Consider the following 19,753-nt stretch of genomic DNA (forward strand, 5'->3'; position numbering starts at 1 on the left):
TCCCGTGACCCCCGCAGATCTCTCCCTCACCGTGCTGCACGCCGTGCGCCGCGCGGTCGGTGAAGGCGCGTTGCGGGCCGAGTCGTACGTCCCCGAGCGGGTCAAGGTCGAGCGCCCCCGGGGCGGCGGGCGCGGGGACTACGCGAGCAACGCCGCGCTCCAGCTCGCCGGGCCCGCCGCGCTGCCCGCCCGCCGGGTCGCCGAGATCCTCCGCGACCGGCTCACCGGGGCCCCCGGCATCGAGGCCGTCGAGATCACCGGGCCCGGGTTCCTCAACTTCACCCTCCGCGCCGGCACCTCCCGCGAGCTCGTCGGCAGGGTCCTCGAACAGGGACGGCGCTACGGGCACGGCAGCGCGCTGGCCGGCCAGGTCCTCCACTACCACCACCGCCGCGAGGTACGGGCCGCCGTCATGGCCGACGCCCTCCGCAGACTGCTGCACGCACAGGGCGCCCACGTGCGCGTCAGCTGCGACCGGCCCGACCCCGCCTGGGCCGCCCTCGGCGTCACCGTCGAACCCGAGGCCGGAGCCGACCCCGGCCCGCCCCCCGCCCCCGGCCCGCTCCCCGCCCCCGGCCGACTGCCCGGTACCGACCCCCGGGGCGTCAGCTGCGACCGGCCCGACCCCGCCTGGGCCGCCCTCGGGGTGACCGTCGACGCCCACGGCGCCCCGCCTGCCGACAGCGCCGCGGTCACGCCCCGCCCCGTCACCTACGACGTCCACCCCCTCGGCCGGGACGCCGCCCGCTGGGCCCTGCTCCGGCCCGCCGGCCGCGACCGCGTCCTCGACGGGGACGGCCTCCTCACCCAGACCGAGGCCAACGGCCTCTTCACCGTGCGGTACGCGCACGCCCGCACCCGCGCCCTCCTCCGTAACGCCGCACAGCTCGGGATCACGCCCGCGTACGAGCAGGACGTCGACGCCCCCCGCCTCCTCACCGCCCTCGGCGACCACCCCGCCGTCCTCGAAGCCGCCGCACGCCACCGCGCCCCCGACCGGGTCGCCCGGCATCTGGAGGCGACCGCCGACGCGTTCCTGGGGTTCCAGCACACGGTGCTGCCCCTCGGCGACGAGAAACCCTCGGCCGCCCACCGCTCCCGGCTCGCCCTCGCCGAAGCCGCCGGGACGGTGCTGGCCGGCGGCCTGGCCCTGCTCGGCATCAGCGCTCCTGACTACTTGTGACCTTGTGAGAGAGAAATGAGCCGTTCCGCACACCCCGCCGGGCCCCGTCACGCCGATGTCCTCCCCGAGGGCCACTACTCCGCGCCGCCCGCCGACCTCAACCGGCTGGAGGAGAAGGTCTGGGCCCGGACCGTCAGCCGCAACGCCGACGGCGTCGTGACCGTGGGCGGAATCCCCGTCACCACGCTCGCCGAGGAGTTCGGCACCCCCGCCTACTTCCTCGACGAGGCCGACTTCCGCGCCCGCTGCCGCGCCTGGGCCGACGCCTTCGGCAAGGAGGCGGACGTCTTCTACGCCGGGAAGGCGTTCCTCTCCCGCGCCGTGGTCCGGTGGCTCACGGAAGAGGGGCTGAACCTCGATGTGTGCTCCGGCGGGGAGCTGATCACCGCCCTCGACGCGGGGATGCCCGCCGAGCGCATCGCCTTCCACGGGAACAACAAGTCGGTGGACGAGATCGAGAGGGCGGTGCGCGCCGGCGTCGGACGCATCGTGCTCGACTCCTTCCAGGAGATCGTGCGCGTGGCGCACATCGCCCAGTCCCTCGGGAAGCGCCAGCGGGTGCAGATCCGGGTGACCGTCGGCGTCGAGGCGCACACCCACGAGTTCATCGCCACCGCCCACGAGGACCAGAAGTTCGGCCTCGCGCTCGCCGGCGGGCAGGCCGCCGAAGCCGTACGCCGTGCCCTCAAGCTCGACGGGCTGGAGCTCATCGGCATCCACTCGCACATCGGGTCGCAGATCTTCGACACCTCCGGCTTCGAGGTGGCCGCCCACCGGGTGATCGGGCTGCTCAAGCAGGTCCGCGACGAGCACGGTGTCGAGCTCCCCGAGATCGACCTCGGCGGCGGCCTCGGCATCGCGTACACCTCGGAGGACGACCCGCGCGAGCCGCACGAGATCGCCGAGGCGCTCCGCGAGATCGTGACGAGGGAGTGCGAGGCGGCGGGGCTGCGGACGCCGCGGATCTCCGTCGAGCCCGGCCGCGCCATCGTCGGCCCCACCGCCTTCACGCTGTACGAGGTCGGCACCATCAAGCAGTTGGAGGGGCTGCGGACGTACGTGAGCGTCGACGGCGGCATGTCGGACAACATCCGCACCGCGCTGTACGACGCCGACTACAGCGTCGCGCTCGTGTCGCGGACGAGCGACGCCGAGCCGATGCTCAGCCGCGTCGTCGGCAAGCACTGCGAGAGCGGCGACATCGTCGTGCGGGACGCGTTCCTGCCGGCCGACCTCGCACCGGGGGACCTGATCGCCGTACCGGCCACCGGGGCGTACTGCCGCTCCATGGCCAGCAACTACAACCACGCACTTCGCCCGCCCGTCGTCGCCGTCCGCGACGGCGAGGCGCGTGTGATCGTCCGGCGTGAGACGGAGGAAGATCTCCTGCGTCTCGATGTCGGTTGATGAAATAGATATCTCATAATCCGGACGGAAGGGAGAAACTTCCGTCCGGTGAGTGAGACTGGATCGCACTCAAGCTGTAGTAAGGAAACGAGGTCGGATGATGCGTACGCGTCCGCTGAAGGTGGCGCTGCTGGGCTGTGGAGTGGTCGGCTCAGAGGTGGCGCGCATCATGACGACGCACGCCGACGACCTCGCCGCCCGTATCGGCGCCCCGGTCGAGCTCGCCGGGGTCGCCGTCCGCCGGCCTTCCAAAGTGCGTGAGGGCATCGCCCCCGAGCTGATCACCACCGACGCCATGGCCCTGGTCAAACGGGGCGACATCGACGTCGTCGTCGAGGTCATCGGGGGCGTCGAGCCCGCCCGTACGCTCATCACCACCGCCTTCGAGCACGGCGCGTCCGTGGTCTCCGCCAACAAGGCGCTGCTCGCCCAGGACGGCCAGAGCCTGTACGCCGCCGCCGAGGAGCACGGCCGGGACCTGTACTACGAGGCCGCCGTCGCCGGTGCCATCCCGCTGATCCGGCCGCTGCGCGAGTCCCTCGCCGGCGACAAGGTCAACCGGGTGCTTGGCATCGTGAACGGCACCACCAACTTCATCCTCGACAAGATGGACACCTCCGGGGCGGGGTACTCCGAGGCGCTGGACGAAGCCACCGCGCTGGGGTACGCGGAAGCCGACCCGACCGCGGACGTCGAGGGGTTCGACGCCGCCGCCAAGGCCGCCATCCTCGCCGGAATCGCCTTCCACACGCGCGTGCGCCTCGACGACGTCTACCGCGAGGGCATGACCGAGGTCACCGCCGCCGACTTCGCCTCCGCCAAGCGCATGGGCTGCACCATCAAACTCCTCGCCATCTGCGAGCGCGCCGCCGACGGCGGGTCCGTCACCGCGCGCGTGCACCCGGCGATGATCCCGCTCAGCCACCCGCTGGCCTCCGTGCGCGGCGCGTACAACGCCGTCTTCGTCGAGGCGGAGGCGGCCGGCCGGCTGATGTTCTACGGACCGGGCGCCGGCGGTTCGCCGACCGCGTCCGCCGTCCTGGGCGACCTGGTCGCCGTCTGCCGCAACCGCCTCAACGACGCGACGGGGCCCGGCGAGTCCGCGTACACACAGCTGCCCGTGAGCCCCATGGGCGACGTCGTGACGCGGTACCACATCAGCCTCGACGTGGCCGACAAGCCGGGCGTGCTCGCCCAGGTCGCGACGGTCTTCGCCGAGCACGGCGTATCCATCGATACGGTGCGCCAGCAGGGCAAGGACGGCGAGGCCGACCTCGTCGTCGTCACCCACCGCGCGCCCGACGCCGCCCTCTCCGGGACCGTCGAGGCGCTGCGCAAGCTCGACACCGTGCGCGGTGTCGCCAGCATCATGCGTGTTGAAGGGGAGTAAGGACCCATGACCAGGACTCACCAGTGGCGCGGCATCATCGAGGAGTACCGGGACCGCCTTCCGGTCACGGACACGACGCCGGTCGTCACGCTCCGTGAGGGCGGTACGCCGCTCGTCCCGGCCCAGGTCCTCTCCGAGCGCACCGGCTGCGAGGTGCACCTCAAGGTCGAGGGCGCGAACCCGACCGGCTCCTTCAAGGACCGGGGCATGACCATGGCCATCACCCGGGCCAAGGAGGAGGGCGCGAAGGCCGTCATCTGCGCCTCGACCGGCAACACCTCGGCCTCGGCCGCCGCCTACGCCGTGCGCGCCGGCATGGTGTCCGCCGTCCTCGTGCCGCAGGGCAAGATCGCGCTCGGCAAGATGGGGCAGGCGCTGGTGCACGGCGCGAAGATCCTCCAGGTGGACGGGAACTTCGACGACTGCCTCACCCTCGCCCGCTCGCTCTCGGACAACTACCCGGTGGCGCTGGTCAATTCGGTCAATCCGGTCCGTATCGAGGGTCAGAAGACCGCCGCGTTCGAGATCGTGGACATGCTGGGCGACGCCCCCGACATCCACGTGCTCCCCGTCGGCAACGCCGGCAACATCACCGCGTACTGGAAGGGTTACACGGAGTACGCGGCCGACAAGCTGGCCACCCGCACCCCGCGCATGTGGGGCTTCCAGGCGTCCGGCTCCGCGCCGATCGTGCGCGGCGAGGTCGTCAAGGACCCGTCGACCATCGCCACCGCGATCCGGATCGGCAACCCGGCCTCGTGGCAGTACGCGCTGGCCGCGCGCGACGAGTCGGGCGGCCTCATCGACGAGGTGACGGACCGTGAGATCCTCCGCGCCTACCGGCTGTTGGCCTCCCAGGAGGGTGTCTTCGTCGAGCCCGCGTCCGCCGCGTCGGTGGCCGGCCTGCTGAAGGCCGCCGAGCAGGGCCTGGTCGACCCGGGCCAGCGGATCGTCTGCACGGTCACCGGCAACGGTCTGAAGGACCCGGACTGGGCGGTCGCCGGAGCGCCCCAGCCCGTCACCGTGCCCGTCGACGCGGCCACCGCCGCCGAGCGCCTCGGCCTCGCGTAGGCGCCGGTACGCCGGGCACCCGCACCCCGGGTGCCGTCGGCACCCCGCACGTCCGCTGACATCCCGCGGGTGCCCCCCGGGGCACCCGCGGAGCGGCGCTCCCGCCCGGAAAACGGGCAGGACGGCCGCAACCGGCACGGCACCGTACACAGGAGCACAGGCAGGCCCGCGACACGCATCGTGCGCCTCCTGTGCGCCCTATGTCGCCGCAGAACCTTCCTTCGATAGGCTGTACCGAACCCACCCCGCCGCACATGCCCGCGCATATGCCGCGGTGATGTCGCCGTGGAGACCGATGCGGCCCCTGGGTCTTCGTACTCCTCGCAGGACACCGAACCCCCACACCCCCGTCGTCAGAGTCAAGGAGAGTCATCGAGCGATGGCCGGTCCAGCGTTCCGCGCCGCCGCCGTCCGGGTGCGCACCCCCGCCACCAGCGCCAACCTCGGCCCGGGCTTCGACGCCCTCGGCCTGTCGTTGGGGCTGTACGACGACGTCGTCGTCCGGGTCGCCGACTCCGGGCTGCACGTCGACATCGCCGGCGAGGGCGCCGACACGCTCCCGCGCGACGAGAGCCATCTGCTCGTACGCTCCCTGCGCACGGCCTTCGACCTCCTCGGCGGACAGCCGCGCGGCCTGGAGGTCGTCTGCGCCAACCGCATCCCGCACGGGCGGGGTCTCGGCTCCTCCTCGGCCGCCATCTGCGCAGGCATCGTCGCCGCCCGCGCGGTGACCATAGGTGGTGACGCCAGGCTGGACGACGCCGCGCTGCTGGAGCTCGCCACGGAGATCGAGGGCCACCCCGACAACGTCGCCGCGTGTCTCCTCGGCGGCTTCACGCTCGCCTGGTCCGAGGGCGGCGCCGCCCGGGCCATCAGGATGGACCCGGCCCGTTCCATCGTTCCGGTGGTTTTCGTCCCCGGGAAGCCGGTCCTCACCGAAACGGCCCGTGGCCTGCTGCCGCGTACCGTCCCCCATGTGGACGCCGCGGCCAACGCGGGCCGCGCCGCGCTCCTCGTGGAGGCCCTGACCAGGCGCCCCGAGCTGCTGCTCGCCGCCACCGAGGACCGGATCCACCAGGAGTACCGGGCTCCCGCCATGCCGGAGAGCATCGCGCTGGTGAACCGACTGCGCGCGGACGGCGTCCCCGCGGTCATCTCCGGCGCGGGACCCACGGTCCTCGCGCTGGTCGAGGACGGAGCGGCGGACAAGGTCGCGCTGCTCGCGGGCGAGGGCTGGGCGGCCAACCGGCTCGCCCTCGACGTCTCCGGTACGAGCGTCCTGCCGCTCACGCCGTAGATCTCCGCGGTACACGGATTGCCGGTGTGGGAGAGGGGGAATGTTTGTTGGAGCCGGTAGTGTTAACCTCAAGTCTGCACCCGACGTCTTTGTGGCGCGGTGCTGAGTGTCCCCATCCGGGACCACCATTCTTCCGGGAGCCTCCCCAACTGCCTGAGCAGCCTGCCTGAGCAGTTTCGAGCACGCTCCGGAACCGGCGCGCGACACCCCTCGCTTCTCCCGCGAGCGGGCGAGCAGGGGGCCTCGAGCCGGACCCAGCACGTTTTCTTCTCCGCCGTACCCGGCGGGACCACCGCCCCGGCACGGTCCACACATCAGGGATCGCTGTCGGACAGCACAACCGGTCGCCGAGCCAGAAGGCCGACGTCCGCTCCAGGGAAGGACCCTTCGTGAGCGACACCACCGATCTGATGGGCGTGACTGCCGACAACAGTGTCGACACCGCCGCGCCCGCCGCAGGTGCTGCCACTGGCACCACCTCACGGCGCCGCCGCTCCGGCACCGGCCTCGAGGGCATGGTCCTGGCCGAGCTGCAGCAGGTCGCGTCCGGCCTCGGCATCAGGGGCACCGCGCGGATGCGCAAGAGCCAGCTGATCGAGGTCATCAAGGAAGCGCAGGCCGGGGGAGGCGCCGCCGCGCCCGCCGCCGAGACCAAGCCCAAGCGCCGCGCCACCTCCAAGGCGCGTACGGGTGACGACGCCCCCGCCAAGGCCGCCGACAAGGCGCAGGAGAAGGCGGAGGGCGCCGACGCGGCCCCCAAGACCGTCAGGGCCGGCCAGCCCGTGGCGCAGCAGATCGAGATTCCCGGTCAGCCGTCCCCCAAGCTCTCGGCTTCCGAGCAGGGCGCAGGCGACGACCAGCCCGCCGGCGAGCGCCGCCGTCGCCGCGCCACCGCGCCGGCCGGCAGCCCCGAGGGCGAGGTCCGCACCGACGTCCGGACGGACGTCCGCACCGAGGCCAGGACCGACACCCGCACCGAGGCCAGGACCGACACCCGCACCGAGGCCAGGACCGACACCCGCACCGAGGCCAGGACCGACGCGCAGTCCGAGGCCAGGACCGCCGAGGCCGTCGACACCGCCGAGGGCAGCCGCCGGGACCGTCAGCGTGACCGCGGCGAGCGTGGTGACCGGGGCGAGCGCGGCGAGCGCCGGGACCGTCAGCGCGACCGCCGTGAGCGCGGCGGCAAGGGCGGCGACGACCAGCAGCAGGCCGGTGGCCAGCGCCAGCAGCGCCAGGGCGGCCAGCAGCCCCAGGCCGGCCCGCAGGACGACTTCGACGACGAGGGCGGCCGTCGCGGTCGCCGTGGCCGCTACCGCGACCGCCGTGGCCGTCGTGGCCGTGACGAGTTCCAGGCCGGCGAGCCGCAGGTCTCCGAGGACGACGTCCTGATCCCCGTCGCGGGCATCCTCGACATCCTCGACAACTACGCGTTCATCCGGACCTCCGGCTACCTGCCCGGTCCGAACGACGTGTACGTCTCCCTCGCCCAGGTCCGCAAGAACGGCCTGCGCAAGGGTGACCACATCACCGGTGCCGTGCGCCAGCCGAAGGAGGGCGAGCGCCGCGAGAAGTTCAACGCGCTGGTCCGTCTGGACTCGGCCAACGGCATGGCCGCGGACTCCGGCCGCGGCCGTCCCGAGTTCAACAAGCTGACGCCGCTCTACCCGCAGGACCGCCTCCGTCTGGAGACCGACCCGGGTGTGCTGACCACGCGGATCATCGACCTCGTGTCGCCGATCGGCAAGGGCCAGCGCGGTCTGATCGTGGCCCCGCCGAAGACCGGTAAGACCATGATCATGCAGGCGGTCGCCAACGCGATCACCACGAACAACCCCGAGTGCCACCTGATGGTCGTCCTCGTCGACGAGCGTCCGGAAGAGGTCACCGACATGCAGCGGTCGGTCAAGGGCGAGGTCATCTCCTCGACCTTCGACCGCCCGGCCGAGGACCACACCACCGTCGCCGAGCTGGCCATCGAGCGCGCCAAGCGCCTCGTGGAGCTGGGTCACGACGTGGTCGTCCTGCTCGACTCCATCACCCGTCTGGGCCGCGCGTACAACCTCGCGGCGCCCGCCTCCGGCCGCATCCTGTCCGGTGGTGTCGACTCGACCGCGCTCTACCCGCCGAAGCGCTTCTTCGGCGCCGCGCGCAACATCGAGGACGGCGGCTCGCTGACCATCCTGGCCACCGCGCTGGTCGACACCGGCTCGCGCATGGACGAGGTGATCTTCGAGGAGTTCAAGGGCACCGGCAACATGGAGCTCAAGCTGGACCGCAAGCTCGCCGACAAGCGCATCTTCCCGGCCGTCGACGTCGACGCGTCCGGTACGCGCAAGGAGGAGATCCTCCTCGGCAACGAGGAGCTGGGCATCGTCTGGAAGCTGCGCCGGGTGCTGCACGCGCTCGACCAGCAGCAGGCGATCGAGCTGCTGCTCGACAAGATGAAGCAGACGAAGTCGAACGCCGAGTTCCTGCTCCAGATCCAGAAGACGACCCCGTCGGCCGGGAACGGCAACGACTGACGTCGTATCAGATATCCCTGAACCGCCCCCGTCACGGTCGTGACGGGGGCGGTTCGGCATTGTACGATCAGCGGGTTACAGGTGGGGGGGAACGTATTTGCGAATGCGCCCACTGAGTTGGCGGAGCCATGCCCCGAAGTCGTCGGGCGGCTCCACGCCGTTGTGACGGGCCGGCCCCTCGCCGGTGCCCGTGCCTCCAGTGGCTTCCAGTGGCTCCTCTCCTCCCTGTGCGGACATCGAGAGGAGTCCTGAGTGACATCTGCTCAGCGGAGGGTGCGTATCGCCCTCCCCGCGGCCCTTGCCGCATTCGCCATGGGCGGTGCGGTCCTGACGGCCGCCCCCGCCCAGGCCGCCGGCGAACCGCGGCCCCAGGCACCCACCCTGGAGCGGCCCACGGCCTCCGAGGCGGAACTCCAGGCGCGCGTCGACGGTGCCGAAGCCGTCCTCAAGCGCCGGGCGGCCGACGGTCGTTCGAGCACGGAGAAGGGCGACGCGGAGAGCGGCACGGGCGAGCCGTCGGCCGGGTCCTCGCCGTCCCCGGACTCCGGCATCGCCGACCCGAAGATCATCGGTGGCGTCGACGCGACGATCACCGAGGCGCCGTGGATGGTGCAGCTCTACTACTACGACGACCGCGGCACCGCCGACGAGTCGGACGACATCGGCAGCTTCTGCGGTGGCACCCTCGTCAGCCCGAGCAAGGTCCTGACGGCGGCCCACTGTGTGAAGGGCCTCGACTGGAACAAGCACGGCACCGTCATCGGCGGTACGGAGAAGCTGTTCACCTCGGGCGAGGGCGCGAGGATCGGCGTGTGGCGCCAGTGGACCAACCCCGGTTACGCGGGTGGCACCGGCTCCATGGCCGGCGACGTCGCCGTCCTCACGCTCAACGGCACCCTGCCCTACAAGACGCTCCAGCCCACCCCGGCGGGCGACACCGCCTCGTACCAGTCGGGCAAGCCCGGCACGGTCTACGGCTGGGGGCGCACCAGCTCCCAGAACGAGGACATCGCGCCCACCCTCCGGAAGGCCACCGTGCCGGTGCGCCCGGACTCCGCGTGCTCGTCCTACTTCGGCGCGGAGTTCGTGCCGGGCAAGATGGTGTGCGCGGGCAACCCGGCCAGCGGCGAGGACACCGGCACCGTCTCGCCGTGCAACGGCGACTCCGGCGGGCCGCTGGTCGTCAACGGCCGGATCGCCGGTGTGGTCTCGTGGGGCGTGCGGGACTGCGTCGCCACCGGGGCGTACGCGGTGTTCGCCAAGACCAGCGCCTTCACCGGGCTGATCAACCCGCGCGTCGACGACGCCAACCCCACGTTCGACGACAAGGCGGACCTGTTCGCCCGCTCGTCGACCGGCGAGGCGTTCATCTACGCGTCGCGGGGCACGTCCCTCGGCAGCCGGGAGACGATGGGCGACTGGACGGGCATCAACCTCGTCCGGCAGTCCGACCTCAACCGTGACGACGCGCAGGACTACGTCCTGCGGACCGCCGACGGCCACCTGTACTGGTGGGGCTACGACAGCGGCACCCAGCAGTACGAGATGCACCCCATCGGGCCCGGCTGGGGCGGCTTCCGCGACATCACCCTCCCCGGCGACCTGACCCTGGACGGTCACACCGACCTGGTGGCCAAGGACTCGGCGGGCACCCTGTGGATGTGGGCCGGCCGCGGCAACGGCACCTTCTCGGCGAAGGTCAAGATCGGTGTCGGCTGGAGCAGCTACTCCGTGTTCGGCAAGAGCGACTTCAGCGGTGACGGCAAGCCCGACCTGCTGTCGCGCGACAGCTCCGGACGCCTGTGGATGTACAAGGGCACGGGCAACCGCACCACGCCCATCTCCGGCCGCGTCCAGGTGGGTTCGGGGTGGAACTTCACCGCGTACGTCACCACCGGCGACCTGACCGGCGACGGCCGGGCGGACTTCCTCGTCCGTGACTCCGCGGGCGACCTGTGGGTCTACAAGGGGACCGGCAAGGCGGCGACCCCGTTCGTCACCTCCGCCCGGATCAAGGTCGGCACCGGCTGGAAGTCGTACAGCCTCTTCGGCTAGCCGTACGAGAAGTACGGGACGTACGAGATCCTCGCCACACGGCGGGTCGGCGGGACGAAACCCGTGAAACGCCTGTGACCAGTGTGAAGGCCGCCGTGCCCACCGCGCACCCCGTGCGGTGGGCACGCGCTTTTCTCACGGACTTCCCAAGCCGTCGTGCAACCCTTTGGGCCGCTCCCCCGTCTGACGCGGCAGGGGCGAGAGGTGAGAAGAGGACTGAGGAGACCATGGCCGAGCAGGGCAGCAGCAGCCGAATACGCGCGACCGGGCGCCGCCGCAAACAGCCCGCGAAGGGCCGCGGGGCGCTCACCGTGGCGGCCTGGTCCGCGGCGGGGCTGGTGGTGATCGGCGGGTCCGGTGCGGCATTCGCGTACTTCAAGCTCAACGGCAACATCGAGACCGTCGACATCAACGCGCAGCTGCGGGACGACGACCGCCCCGAGAACGTCGACAACGGCTCCATGGACATCCTGGTCCTCGGCTCCGACACCCGCTCCGGCGCCAACGGCGCGTACGGCAGGGACGAGGGCGCCGCCCGCTCGGACACGGCGATGATCGTCCACGTCTACGAGGGCCACCGCACGGCCAGTGTCGTCTCCGTCCCCCGGGACACGATCATCGAGCGCCCCGACTGCACCGACAGGGCCGGCGCGAAGGTCCCCGCGCAGCGCAAGGCGATGTTCAACACGGCGTACGAGGTCGGTGGCCCGGCGTGCGCGGTCAAGACCGTCGAGGCGATGTCCGGCATACGCATGGACCACTACATCGAGGTCGACTTCACCGGCTTCAAGAAGCTCATCGACGAGCTCGGCGGCGTCAGGGTCACCACCACCAAGGCGATCAAGGACGACAGCAGCCACCTCGACCTGGAGGCCGGCGCCCACACCCTCACCGGCGAGCAGGCCCTCGGCCTCGTACGCACCCGCAAGGGCGTCGGCGACGGCAGCGACCTCGGCCGCATCCAGCTCCAGCAGGCCTTCATGAAGGCCTTCATCAACCAGGTCAAGAGCGCCGGCGCCCTTTCCAGCCCCAAGAGGCTCTGGGACGTCGCCGACACCGCCACCCAGGCGATCAAGCCCGACTCCGAGCTCGACTCCGTCAAGGAGCTCGCCGGTTTCGCCGGCGGCTTCAAGAACCTCGGCGCCGACGACGTCCGCATGATCACCCTGCCGGTGCGCTACGACCCCGCCGACCTCAACCGCGTCATACCGCTGAAGGAGCGGGCCCAGCAGGTGTGGACCGCCCTCCGGCAGGACAGACCGATCCCGGCGTCCGCCACCGAGGACACCGCCACCGGCCAGGCGGAAGGCGTGGTCGAGTAGGGCGGAATAGATCCGCCCCCACCCCGGTTTTGGGAGATACGGCCGGTCCTGGCAGACTGGTACGTCGGCCCCGGTTCACGCACGCGCACCCCGCCCGTGCGACCCGGCGCCCTCCCGAACCTAGGAGACACCTTGAAGCGCGACATCCACCCCGAGTACGTCGAGACGCAGGTCAGCTGCACCTGTGGCGCGTCGTTCACCACCCGTAGCACGATCGGCGACGGCAACATCCGTGCCGAGGTCTGCTCCGAGTGCCACCCGTTCTACACGGGCAAGCAGAAGATCCTCGACACCGGTGGCCGTGTGGCCCGCTTCGAGGCCCGCTTCGGCAAGAAGGCTGCCGGCTCCGCCAAGTAGCGAGCCACTGCGCCGGTCTCCGGCCGCCCCGGACGTGGGGCGGCCGGGACCGGCGTTTGCCGTCTCCCGCAGCCACCCCTCCGAGCCCCGCTCGCGTACGAAAACCAGGAGCCCCCGATGTTCGAGGCGGTCGAGGAACTGATCGGCGAACACGCCGACCTCGAGAAGAAGCTCGCCGATCCGTCGGTCCACGCTGACCAGGCCAACGCGCGCAAGCTCAACAAGCGCTACGCCGAGCTGACCCCGATCGTCGCCACGTACCGCACCTGGAAGCAGACCGGCGACGACATGGAGACCGCGCGCGAGTTCGCCGCCGACGACCCCGACTTCGTCGCCGAGGTCAAGGAGCTGGAGAAGCAGCGCGAGGAGCTCACCGACAAGCTCCGCCTGCTGCTCGTCCCGCGCGACCCCAGCGACGACAAGGACGTCATCCTGGAGATCAAGGCCGGCGCGGGCGGCGACGAGTCCGCCCTCTTCGCCGGCGACCTGCTGCGCATGTACCTGCGGTACGCCGAGCGCGTCGGCTGGAAGACCGAGATCATCGACGCCACCGAGTCCGAGCTCGGCGGCTACAAGGACGTCCAGGTCGCCGTGAAGACCAAGGGCGGCAACGGGGCGACCGAGCCCGGTCAGGGCGTCTGGGCGCGGCTGAAGTACGAGGGCGGGGTGCACCGCGTCCAGCGCGTGCCCGCCACCGAGTCGCAGGGCCGCATCCACACCTCCGCGGCCGGCGTCCTGGTGACGCCCGAGGCCGAGGAGATCGAGGTCGAGATCCACGCCAACGACCTGCGCATCGACGTCTACCGGTCCTCCGGGCCCGGCGGCCAGTCCGTCAACACCACCGACTCCGCCGTCCGCATCACCCACCTGCCGACCGGCATCGTCGCCTCCTGCCAGAACGAGAAGAGCCAGCTCCAGAACAAGGAGCAGGCCATGCGTATCCTGCGCTCCAGGCTCCTCGCCGCAGCCCAGGAGGAGGCCGAGAAGAACGCCGCGGACGCGCGCCGCAGCCAGGTGCGCACCGTCGACCGGTCCGAGAAGATCCGTACGTACAACTACCCGGAGAACCGGATCTCGGACCACCGCGTCGGCTTCAAGGCGTACAACTTGGACCAGGTGCTCGACGGTGACCTGGACGCAGTGATCCAGGCGTGCGTCGACGCCGACTCCGCGGCGAAGCTCGCCGCCGCCTGACCACCCTTTGACCCGCACCGCCCAGCCCGGAGGACCAGCGTGCAGCGACATTCTGGGGGACGCCCCCCAGGCCCCCGCACTCTGCTGCTTGCCGAGGTGGCTCAGGCCACCCAGCGGCTGGCCGACGCCGGCGTGCCGTCACCGCGCTTCGACGCGGAGGAGCTCGCCGCGTTCGTGCACGGCGTCAAGCGGGGAGAGCTGCACACCGTCAAGGACGTCGACTTCGACGCCCGCTACTGGGAGATGATCGCCCGCCGCGAGGCCCGCGAGCCGCTCCAGCACATCACCGGGCGGGCGTTCTTCCGCTACCTGGAGCTCCAGGTGGGCCCCGGTGTCTTCGTCCCCCGCCCCGAGACCGAGTCGGTCGTCGGCTGGGCCATAGACGCCGTACGGGCCATGGACGTCGTCGAGCCGCTCATCGTGGACCTGTGCACCGGCTCCGGCGCCATCGCGCTCGCCATGGCGCAGGAGGTGCCGCGCTCGCGCGTGCACGCCGTGGAGCTGTCCGAGGACGCCCTGGTGTGGGCGCGCAAGAACGCCGAGGGGTCCAGGGTCACCGTCCACCACGGCAACGCCCTGACCGCGCTCCCCGAGTTCGACGGCCAGGTCGACCTGGTCATCTCCAACCCGCCGTACATCCCGCTCACCGAGTGGGAGTACGTCGCGCCCGAGGCCCGTGACCACGACCCGGAGATGGCGCTCTTCTCCGGCGAGGACGGCCTCGACACGATCCGCGGCATCGAACGCACCGCCCACCGCCTGCTGCGCCCCGGCGGCCTCGTCGTCATCGAGCACGCCGACACGCAGGGCGGCCAGGTCCCGTGGATCTTCAACGAAGAGGCCGGCTGGACGGACGCCGCCGACCACCCGGACCTGAACAACCGCCCGCGCTTCGCGACTGCCCGCAAGGCGACCCCATGACGGCGGCGCACGCTTCGGCGCCATGGGGGCTCCCCCGCCACAGGCAGGGGGAAATCCGAGTGACCACACCAAGGGAGGCCCGTTAAATGGCTCGGCGATACGACTGCAACGACGCGACCGACCGCGCGACCGGCCTGCGTGAGGCCGCGTCGGCCGTCCGCCGCGGCGAGCTCGTCGTGCTGCCCACCGACACCGTGTACGGCATCGGTGCCGACGCCTTCAGCGCGGAGGCCGTCGCCGACCTGCTGGAGGCCAAGGGGCGCGGCCGGAACATGCCCACCCCCGTCCTCATCGGCTCGCCCAACACCCTGCACGGCCTGGTCACCGACTTCTCCGAGCAGGCCTGGGAGCTCGTCGACGCCTTCTGGCCCGGCGCCCTCACCCTGGTCGCCAAGCACCAGCCGTCCCTCCAGTGGGACCTGGGCGACACCCGGGGCACCGTCGCGATCCGGATGCCGCTGCACCCGGTCGCCATCGAGCTGCTCACCGAGGTCGGCCCGATGGCCGTCTCGTCCGCGAACCTGACCGGGCACCCCTCGCCCGAGGACTGCGACGCCGCGCAGGGCATGCTCGGCGACTCCGTCTCCGTCTACCTCGACGGCGGCCCGACGCCCGGCATCGTGCCGTCCTCGATCGTCGACGTCACCGGCAAGGCCCCCGTCCTGCTGCGAGCGGGCGCCCTCTCCGCGGACGAGCTGCGCAAGGTGGTACCCGACCTCGAGGTGGCCAATTGACCGCCCCTGAGGGGCGTGGCATAGGCGGCACGGACAACACCTTCCGCATCCTCCACGTCAGCACCGGCAACGTCTGCCGCTCGCCGATCACCGAGCGGCTGACCCGCCATGCCCTCAGCGACCGCCTGGGCGACCCTCCCCCCGGTTACGCCGGGGGGACCCCCATCGGCGGCGTGATCGTGGAGAGCGCGGGCACCTGGGGCCACGAGGGCGCCCCCATGGAGGCCAACGCCGAGCTCGTCCTCGCCGACTTCGGCGCGGACGCGAGCGGCTTCGTGGGCCGCGAACTGCTCGACGAGCACGTGATCCGCGCCGACCTGGTCCTGACGGCGACCCGCGACCACCGCGCGCAGGTCATCTCGATGGGCCACAGCGCCGGTCTGCGCACGTTCACCCTGAAGGAGTTCACCCGGCTCGTCCGGGCGATAGATCCGGCCACGCTGCCGGACCCGATGAGCGACGGCGTCGTCGACCGCGCCCGCGCCCTGGTCCGCGCCGCCGCCGCTCTGCGCGGGTGGCTCCTCGCCCCGACCGCGGAGGCGGACGAGGTGAACGACCCGTACGGCGCGCCGATCACGTTCTTCCGCTCGATCGGCGACGAGATCCAGCAGGCCCTGGACCCGGTCGTGACGGCGCTGACGGGCGTACCCACGCGCCGCTGAGAGCCCATGGGGCCGATCGCGCACCGGTTGTGCGCCGTTGAGCGCATCGGGCGGGCGGTCGGGCGCGTACGGGCCTACATTGGAGCGTGACGGGGGGCCGCCCACGCGCATGCTGGAGCCAAGATGCCGGTCACCGCTGCCGCAGCCGACGCGGGGACGACCACCGCGTACGGTCCGGACGCCGCCGCCCTGCGCCGGCAGGACCCCCGGATCGCCGACGTGCTCGACGGGGAGGCGCGGCGGCAGGGCGACGGCCTGCAGCTGATCGCCGCCGAGAACTTCGTCTCGCCCGCCGTGCTCGCCGCCCTCGGGTCGCCGCTCGCCAACAAGTACGCCGAGGGCTATCCGGGCGCCCGGTACCACGGCGGATGCGAGTTCGTGGACGCCGCCGAGCGGATCGCGATCGAGCGGGCCACCGCCCTCTTCGGCGCCGACCACGCGAACGTGCAGGCGCACTCCGGCTCGTCCGCCGTCCTCGCGGCGTACGCGGCGCTGCTGCGGCCCGGGGACACCGTGCTGGCCATGGGCCTGCAGTACGGCGGCCATCTGACGCACGGGTCGCCGGTCAACTTCTCCGGCCGCTGGTTCGACTTCATCCCCTACGGCGTCGACGCCGAGTCGGGGCTCATCGACTACGAGCAGGTGCGGGTCCTCGCGCACGAGCACCGGCCCAAGGCCATCGTGTGCGGCTCGATCTCCTACCCCCGGCATATCGACTACGCCGAGTTCCGCGAGATCGCCGACGAGGTCGGCGCGTGCCTCATCGCCGACGCCGCCCACCCCATCGGTCTGGTCGCCGGCGGTGCGGCGCCCAACCCGGTCCCGTACGCGGACGTCGTCTGCGCGACGACGCACAAGGTGCTGCGCGGCCCGCGCGGCGGGATGATCCTGTGCGGCGCGGAGCTCGCGGAGCGCGTCGACCGGGCGGTGTTCCCGTTCACGCAGGGCGGCGCGCAGATGCACACGATCGCCGCGAAGGCGGTGGCGTTCGGCGAGGCGGCGACGGAGGAGTTCCGCGGGTACGCCCAGCGGGTGGTGGCGAACGCGCGGGCGCTGGCGAACGCGCTCGCCGCCGAGGGCTTCGCGGTCACCACCGGCGGCACCGACACCCACCTGATCACCGCCGACCCCGCGCCGCTGGGCGTCGACGGACGCGCCGCCAAGGCCCGCCTGGCGGCCGCCGGTATCGTCCTGGACACCTGCGCCCTGCCGTACGGCGACGGCCGCGGCATCCGGCTCGGCACGGCCGCGGCGACGACCCAGGGGATGGGCGTGCGGGAGATGCCGGGGATCGCCGCCCTGTTCACGGCGGCGCTGCGCGCGCGGCCGGACAAGGCCGCCGCCGTCCGGGCCGAGGTGCGCGAACTCGCCGAGCGATTTCCACCGTATCGGGGGTAGAAGCGGGTCCGTGGAACCGTGGCGGGTGGCCCGGTGTCCTCCACCACAGGGTTACCGGGACTAGGGTGTGGGGCTGAGATGGCCAGCGATTCCTGTGGGGCAGCCCGTGCGTGATTACCTGCTGACGCTCTGTGTCACGGCCGCGGTGACCTACCTGCTGACCGGTCCGGTGCGGAAGTTCGCCATCGCGGCCGGAGCGATGCCGGAGATCCGGGCCCGCGACGTGCACCGAGAGCCGACGCCGCGACTCGGCGGCATCGCCATGTTCATCGGGCTGTGCGCGGGCCTGCTGGTCGCGGACCACCTGCAGAACCTCAACAGCGTCTTCGAGCTGTCGAACGAGCCGCGCGCCCTGCTGTCGGGCGCCGCGCTGATCTGGCTGATCGGTGTCCTGGACGACAAGTTCGAGATCGACGCGCTGATCAAGCTCGGCGGACAGATGATCGCCGCGGGCGTGATGGTGATGCAGGGTCTGACGATCCTGTGGCTGCCCATCCCCGGCATCGGCACGGTGGCGCTCACCCAGTGGCAGGGCACGCTGCTGACGGTCGCCCTGGTCGTGCTCACCATCAACGCGGTGAACTTCGTCGACGGTCTCGACGGTCTGGCGTCCGGCATGGTGTGTCTCGCCTCCGCCGCGTTCTTCCTCTACGCCTACCGGATCTGGTTCAGCTACGGCATCGAGGCCGCCGCCCCCGCGACGCTGTTCGCCGCCATCCTCATGGGTATGTGCCTGGGCTTCCTGCCGCACAACATGCACCCGGCGCGGATCTTCATGGGCGACTCGGGCTCGATGCTGATCGGCCTGATCCTCGCGGCCTCCGCCATCTCGATCACGGGCCAGGTCGACCCGGACGCGCTGAAGATCTTCGAGGGCTCGACCCGCCAGGCCACCCACGCGGCGCTGCCGGTCTTCATCCCGCTGCTCCTGCCGCTGACGATCATCGCGATCCCCATGGCGGACCTGGTCCTGGCGATCGTGCGCCGCACCTGGAACGGCCAGTCGCCGTTCGCGGCGGACCGCGGCCACCTGCACCACCGGCTGCTGGAGATCGGCCACTCGCACAGCCGGGCCGTGCTGATCATGTACTTCTGGTCGGCGCTGATCGCCTTCGGCACCCTGGCGTACTCGGTGCACTCGGCGTCGATGTGGATCGTGCTGGCCGTCGTCGCGCTGAGCGCGATCGGGCTGGTGCTCCTGCTGCTGCCGCGCTTCACCCCGCGCGCCCCGCGCTGGGCGGAGTCCTTCGTCCCGCCGCGCTACCGGCGCCGCGCGGTGCGGCCCGAGGCGGCGTCCGCGGCGCCGTCGTCGGACGAGGAGGAGCGCGTCCCGGTGCCGGCGGGTGTCAACGGGGCGACGGCGCTGAGCGCCCGTTCCGACCTCCCCGAGCGACGGAAGGCCGGAACACCGAGTTGACGGGCCGCCCAGACGCGTCCATTACCAGACAAAGCGGCGGGTTGTCGCGCACACACGGGCGGGGTCACCCTCATGTGTGAGAGTCGGCACACCCAAGGGTAAAGACCTCATCAAATAGTTTGTGATACCGTTCACGAGTACCCGGCGACACCGCCGAAGGGCCGCAGTGCGACGGTTCCTCGGCCCCGAGACCCACCTCGGACCGGGCTTACGCTCGTCCATGACGACACCACTGCCCCCACCAGCAAGCGGAGATGCCGCCATGCCGTCCAACGACGTCCGCACCCTCCTGCACACCGCCGTACCAGCCGTTGCCGCCGGCGCCATCGCGACCGTCGTCAGCGGCGTGGTCGCCGGTGGCAAGGGGGCGATCGGCGCCGTCGTCGGCACGCTCGTGGTGGTCCTCTTCATGGGGATCGGCCTGGTGGTGCTCCAGCGGACGGCGAAATCGCTGCCGCAGCTGTTCCAGGCCATGGGCCTGATGCTCTACACGGCGCAGCTGCTGGTGCTCTTCATCTTCCTCGCGGTGCTCAAGGGCACCACGCTGTTCGACTTCAAGGCATTCAGTCTCACACTGCTCGCGACCACCGTCGTCTGGGTCGCCGCGCAGGCGCGTGCCTACATGAAGGCCAAGATCCTTTACGTCGATTCCCCGTCCTACAAGGGCGACAAGCCCGAGAAGACGGGGTCCTCGACGTGAGGGGTAGGGCCGGGATAAATGCGCGTTCGAGATGCTGCTATCGTCCGGTGCCAACTGCGGCACTGCGGGCGCGGGCATCCGAGCTGACGCCTGTCCCAGCGCGAGGCTCGACGCCGAACC

16 protein-coding genes are annotated in these 19,753 nt (G+C 71.5%); all 16 read left to right on the forward strand.

The features are described 5' to 3' along the window. Window positions 1-4: 4 nt before the first annotated feature. The 16 genes from nrtL (at window position 5) to ABZZ38_RS10840 (ending at window position 19,633) form a co-directional block, all read left to right on the forward strand. Window positions 5-1,183 carry an ArgS-related anticodon-binding protein NrtL gene (nrtL, locus tag ABZZ38_RS10765; RefSeq protein WP_356737967.1) on the forward strand — a complete coding sequence of 393 codons (1,179 nt, stop codon included), beginning with the start codon at window positions 5-7 and terminating at the stop codon, window positions 1,181-1,183. Window positions 1,184-1,198: 15 nt separating this feature from the next. Beyond that, entirely contained in the window at window positions 1,199-2,590 is a 1,392-nt protein-coding gene (gene lysA, locus ABZZ38_RS10770; RefSeq protein WP_356737969.1) for a diaminopimelate decarboxylase, read from the forward strand. 100 nt (window positions 2,591-2,690) lie between these two features. After that, complete coding sequence (locus tag ABZZ38_RS10775) at window positions 2,691-3,980, forward strand: homoserine dehydrogenase (protein ID WP_356738184.1); 1,290 nt, start codon at window positions 2,691-2,693, stop codon at window positions 3,978-3,980. Between the two features lie 6 nt (window positions 3,981-3,986). Further along, window positions 3,987-5,051, forward strand: coding sequence for a threonine synthase (thrC, locus tag ABZZ38_RS10780; protein WP_356737970.1), 1,065 nt, complete (start codon window positions 3,987-3,989; stop codon window positions 5,049-5,051). Between the two features lie 379 nt (window positions 5,052-5,430). Beyond that, a complete protein-coding gene (gene thrB, locus ABZZ38_RS10785; RefSeq protein WP_356737972.1) occupies window positions 5,431-6,348 on the forward strand; it encodes a homoserine kinase in 918 nt (305 codons plus the stop codon). Between the two features lie 389 nt (window positions 6,349-6,737). Then, on the forward strand, window positions 6,738-8,873 hold the full coding sequence (rho, locus tag ABZZ38_RS10790; protein WP_356737974.1) for a transcription termination factor Rho: 2,136 nt from the start codon (window positions 6,738-6,740) through the stop codon (window positions 8,871-8,873). A gap of 252 nt (window positions 8,874-9,125) precedes the next feature. Further along, window positions 9,126-10,928 carry a trypsin-like serine protease gene (locus ABZZ38_RS10795; protein WP_356737976.1) on the forward strand — a complete coding sequence of 601 codons (1,803 nt, stop codon included), beginning with the start codon at window positions 9,126-9,128 and terminating at the stop codon, window positions 10,926-10,928. Window positions 10,929-11,155: 227 nt separating this feature from the next. After that, window positions 11,156-12,250, forward strand: coding sequence for an LCP family protein (locus ABZZ38_RS10800; RefSeq protein ID WP_356737978.1), 1,095 nt, complete (start codon window positions 11,156-11,158; stop codon window positions 12,248-12,250). A 132-nt stretch (window positions 12,251-12,382) separates the two neighbouring features. Next, on the forward strand, window positions 12,383-12,607 hold the full coding sequence (gene rpmE / locus ABZZ38_RS10805) for a 50S ribosomal protein L31 (protein ID WP_356737980.1): 225 nt from the start codon (window positions 12,383-12,385) through the stop codon (window positions 12,605-12,607). Window positions 12,608-12,724: 117 nt separating this feature from the next. After that, complete coding sequence (gene prfA, locus ABZZ38_RS10810) at window positions 12,725-13,801, forward strand: peptide chain release factor 1 (RefSeq protein WP_356737982.1); 1,077 nt, start codon at window positions 12,725-12,727, stop codon at window positions 13,799-13,801. Window positions 13,802-13,882: 81 nt separating this feature from the next. After that, window positions 13,883-14,722 carry a peptide chain release factor N(5)-glutamine methyltransferase gene (gene prmC, locus ABZZ38_RS10815; RefSeq protein ID WP_356738186.1) on the forward strand — a complete coding sequence of 280 codons (840 nt, stop codon included), beginning with the start codon at window positions 13,883-13,885 and terminating at the stop codon, window positions 14,720-14,722. 86 nt (window positions 14,723-14,808) lie between these two features. Further along, window positions 14,809-15,456: an L-threonylcarbamoyladenylate synthase gene (locus tag ABZZ38_RS10820; protein WP_356737984.1), complete on the forward strand. Its 648-nt coding sequence runs from the start codon at window positions 14,809-14,811 to the stop codon at window positions 15,454-15,456. Then, window positions 15,453-16,118: a protein-tyrosine-phosphatase gene (locus ABZZ38_RS10825; RefSeq protein WP_356737986.1), complete on the forward strand. Its 666-nt coding sequence runs from the start codon at window positions 15,453-15,455 to the stop codon at window positions 16,116-16,118. Before ABZZ38_RS10820 ends, ABZZ38_RS10825 begins: the two co-directional genes overlap by 4 nt. 123 nt (window positions 16,119-16,241) lie before the next feature. After that, a complete protein-coding gene (gene glyA, locus ABZZ38_RS10830) occupies window positions 16,242-17,516 on the forward strand; it encodes a serine hydroxymethyltransferase (protein ID WP_356737988.1) in 1,275 nt (424 codons plus the stop codon). A 106-nt stretch (window positions 17,517-17,622) separates the two neighbouring features. Next, entirely contained in the window at window positions 17,623-18,933 is a 1,311-nt protein-coding gene (locus ABZZ38_RS10835; protein WP_356737990.1) for an MraY family glycosyltransferase, read from the forward strand. Window positions 18,934-19,195: 262 nt separating this feature from the next. Further along, the gene (locus tag ABZZ38_RS10840) at window positions 19,196-19,633 is read left to right on the forward strand and encodes a hypothetical protein (RefSeq protein ID WP_356737992.1); all 438 of its coding nucleotides are present in this window, start codon (window positions 19,196-19,198) and stop codon (window positions 19,631-19,633) included. The last annotated feature ends 120 nt before the right edge of the window (window positions 19,634-19,753 follow it).

The sequence above is a fragment of the Streptomyces sp. NPDC006368 genome, from assembly GCF_040612535.1.
In the GTDB taxonomy this organism is placed as follows: domain Bacteria; phylum Actinomycetota; class Actinomycetes; order Streptomycetales; family Streptomycetaceae; genus Streptomyces.